This is a genomic window from Bradyrhizobium sp. SHOUNA76, assembly GCF_023006445.1.
Lineage (GTDB): Bacteria > Pseudomonadota > Alphaproteobacteria > Rhizobiales > Xanthobacteraceae > Bradyrhizobium.
In genome coordinates, this window is record NZ_JALBHA010000559.1 from 1 (window position 1) to 3,884 (window position 3,884).

The following is a 3,884-nucleotide window of genomic DNA, read 5'->3' on the forward strand; positions in this document are numbered from 1 at the left end:
GGCGCGATTGCGCAGGCGCTGCACGCGCAGGGCGCCACCGTCGCGATTTCAGGAACGCGCAAGGAGGTGCTGGATGAGCTTGCCGGCAGGCTCGGCGAGCGCGCTCACGTGTTGCCCTGCAATCTCTCCAAGGCCGACGAGGTCGAGGCACTGGTGCCTGCTGCGGAAGCGGCGATGGGCCAGGTCGACATCCTCGTCGCCAACGCCGGCATCACCCGCGACAATCTCTTCGTTCAACTCCGTGACGAGGATTGGGAGGAGGTCATCAACGTCAATCTGACCGCGACCTTCCGCCTGGCACGCGCCGCCACCAAATTGATGATGCGCAAGCGCTTCGGCCGCATCATCGCCATCACCTCGGTGGTCGGCGTCACCGGCAATCCCGGGCAGGGCAACTATACGGCGTCGAAAGCCGGCCTGATCGGCATGATCAAGACGCTGGGTGCCGAATACGCCAAGCGCGGCGTCACTGCGAACTGTATTGCACCCGGCTTCATCAAGACGCCAATGACCGACGCGCTCAACGACAAGCAGCGCGAAACGATTCTCACCAAGGTTCCGGCCAACCGCCTGGGCACCCCCGAGGACATTGCAGCGGCCGCAGTTTACCTGAGTTCGAACGAAGCGGCGTACGTCACCGGGCAAACCATCCATGTCAATGGCGGCATGGCCATGATCTGACGCTTCGTCCCGCACTGCCCACATCGGCGGTGCGGGATGCGGCAAACGGCCGTTTCCGGAGCGAAATGAGGCTTGTAGTCAAGGCAATTGAAGTATGATAACCGGACGCTCAACGGATGGGCAAAGAACGCCATTGCAGGTTTTTGAAACCCTGTATATTGGCGATGCGGAGCCTTGGCCGTCGTTCGCCGGGCCCTGTATCGGTTAGGATGGGGCCAATCTAAAGTTCGTAAGCGAAGGCAAGTAACACGACCACGACGGCTCGTATCGTCCCGGGGGGTCGGGTCTACAGGGAACAACACGAGGTTAAGCAATGAGTGACATTGGCGAACGGGTTAAGAAGATCGTGGTCGAACACCTTGGTGTTGAGCCCGAGAAGGTTGTCGACGCTGCGAGCTTCATCGACGACCTCGGCGCCGACAGTCTGGACACCGTCGAACTGGTGATGGCGTTCGAAGAGGAATTCGGTTGCGAGATTCCGGACGACGCTGCGGAAACGATTCTCACCGTCGGCGACGCCACGAAGTTTCTCGAGAAGAACGCGAAGAGCTAAGGCTCTTCATTTTCGCGGGGACAACATTGAAACCGGACGGGCCGCTTCCCAGCGGTCAGCCGGTTTCTTGTTATTGGCCGTGAGTCTTTCGATGCGGAGTTTTCGGATATGAGGCGGGTTGTCGTCACTGGTCTCGGCATGGTGTCGCCGCTCGGCTGCGGCGTCGAACCGACCTGGAAACGCATCCTCAACGGCGAAAGCGGCGCGCGCCGGATCGAGAGCTTCGACGTCTCCGATCTTCAGACAAAATACGCCTGCACCGTCGTGCGCGGCGACGGCACCAACGACACCTTCAATCCCGATAAGTGGATGGAGCCGAAGGACCAGCGCAAGGTCGACGACTTCATCATCTTCGGCATGGCCGCGGCCGGCCAGGCGCTCGACGACGCCAACTGGCACCCCGAAACCGAGGAGGACAAGTGCGCGACCGGAACCATGATCGGATCCGGCATCGGCGGCCTCAGCGGCATCGCTGACACAGCGATCCTCTTGAAGGAGCGCGGACCGCGCCGGGTGTCGCCGTTCTTCATTCCGGGCCGCCTGATCAATCTCGCCTCCGGCTACGTCTCGATCGCGCACGGGCTGAAGGGGCCGAACCATTCGGTGGTCACGGCCTGCTCGACCGGCGCACACGCCGTCGGCGATGCCGCGCGCCTGATCGCGCTGGGCGATGCCGACGTGATGGTCGCAGGCGGCGCCGAGTCGCCGATCAGCCGGATCGGCATTGCCGGCTTCAACGCCGCGCGCGCGCTCTCGACCGGTTTCAACGAGACCCCGGAAAAGGCCTCGCGTCCCTACGACAAGGACCGTGATGGCTTCGTGATGGGCGAGGGCGCCGGCGTCCTGGTGCTGGAAGAGCTCGAGCATGCCAGGCGCCGTGGCGCGAAGATCTATGCCGAGGTGATCGGCTACGGAATGTCGGGCGATGCCTATCACATCACCTCGCCGTCGCCCGATGGCGATGGCGGCTTCCGCAGCATGTCGGCGGCGCTCAAGCGCGCGGGCCTCACGGCGTCCGATCTCGACTACATCAACGCGCACGGCACCTCGACGCCGCTCGGCGACGAGATCGAGCTCGGTGCGGTCGAGCGTCTGCTCGGCAATGCCGCCTCCAAGGTTGCGATGTCCTCGACCAAGTCGTCGACAGGGCATCTCCTCGGCGCCGCCGGTGCGATCGAAGCGATCTTCGCCATTCTCGCGATTCGCGATAATGTCGTGCCGCCGACGATCAACCTCGACAATCCGTCGGTGGAGACTGCGATTGATCTCGTGCCGCACAAGGCGAAGAAGCGTGAGGTCAATGTCGCCTTGTCGAACTCTTTTGGTTTTGGCGGTACCAATGCGTCGGTGATCGTCCGGCGTTTGGCCAGTTAGTTTGCGTTTGAGACGAATCCACCGTTTTGCCGTATTCGGCGATAGTCATAGAAGTGGGCGCGTGCATTTGGCAGGGCAAGCGATTGTCAGGTCGCGATTGAACCGGCAGGATTCAGGTTGTTTCGATGAGTGAAAGGCCGCCCATTTCGCCCCGGAGTCCGCGGGCAGCGCTCGAGCCCGAGCAACTCCCGCCGCCGCCGAGGCGATCGGAGCGTGCGCGCAATCCTTTCGTGGTCGTCGGCAACGCCATCATCACCCTTCTGCTGATCGCCATGCTCGGCGCCGGCGGCGTGTATTATTACGGCCGGCAGGTGCTCGAGGCGCCCGGACCGCTGAAGGACGACAAGATCGTCAACATCCCGCAGCGCGCAGGCAAGCGTGACATCGCCGAGACGCTGAACCGGGAAGGCGTCACCGACATCAATCCCTGGGTGTTCATCGCCAGCGTCGCCGCGTTGAAGGCGAGCTCGGACCTCAAGCCGGGTGAGTATTCGTTCCAGAAGAACGCATCCTTGCGCGACGTCATCGCCACCATCGTCGAGGGCAAGGTGGTGCAGCACGCGGTCACGATTCCGGAGGGCCTGACCTCCGAGCAGATCGTGGCGCGCCTGTCCGACAACGATATCTTCACCGGCAGCGTCCGCGAGTTGCCGCGCGAGGGCACGCTGCTGCCGGAGACCTACAAGTTCCCGCGCGGCACCCCGCGCGATCAGGTGGTCCAGCGCATGCAGCAGGCGCACAAGCGCGTGCTCACCGAGATCTGGGAGCGCCGCAATCAGGACATTCCGGTCAAGACGCCGGAGCAGCTGGTGACGCTGGCCTCGATCGTCGAAAAAGAGACCGGCAAGCCCGACGAGCGCAGCCGCGTTGCCGCGGTGTTCGTCAACCGCCTGAAGCAGCGCATCAAGCTGCAGTCCGATCCGACCATCATCTACGGCCTCGTCGGCGGCAAGGGCACGCTGGGCCGGCCGATCAAGCGCAGCGAGATCACGCAGCCTTCGCCGTACAATACCTATGTGATCGAGGGCCTGCCGCCCGGCCCGATCTCCAACCCGGGCCGCGCTTCGCTGGAGGCCGCCGCCAATCCGGCCCGCACACGCGACCTCTATTTCGTCGCCGACGGCACCGGCGGGCATGCCTTCACCGAGACCTACGACGCGCATCAGAAGAACGTCGCCAAGCTGCGCGCGATGGAAAAGCAGATCCAGAATGACACGGTGGAGCCGGCCGAGGATGCGCCGCCGCCCGCTGCCGCCGCGCCCGGGCCTGCCGATAC

4 protein-coding genes are annotated in these 3,884 nt (G+C 63.6%); all 4 read left to right on the top strand.

Annotated features, from left to right (window positions below; translation table 11 throughout):
* Positions 1-681, top strand: a 681-nt coding sequence (locus tag MOV74_RS33205) for a beta-ketoacyl-ACP reductase (RefSeq protein ID WP_246931216.1), incomplete at its 5' end; no start/stop codon positions are given.
* A 313-nt stretch (positions 682-994) separates the two neighbouring features.
* On the top strand, positions 995-1,234 hold the full coding sequence (locus MOV74_RS33210; protein WP_008130699.1) for an acyl carrier protein: 240 nt from the start codon (positions 995-997) through the stop codon (positions 1,232-1,234).
* 108 nt (positions 1,235-1,342) lie between these two features.
* The gene (fabF, locus tag MOV74_RS33215) at positions 1,343-2,608 is read left to right on the top strand and encodes a beta-ketoacyl-ACP synthase II (protein WP_246931217.1); all 1,266 of its coding nucleotides are present in this window, start codon (positions 1,343-1,345) and stop codon (positions 2,606-2,608) included.
* 125 nt (positions 2,609-2,733) lie between these two features.
* Positions 2,734-3,884, top strand: a 1,151-nt coding sequence (mltG, locus tag MOV74_RS33220) for an endolytic transglycosylase MltG (protein WP_246931218.1), incomplete at its 3' end; no start/stop codon positions are given.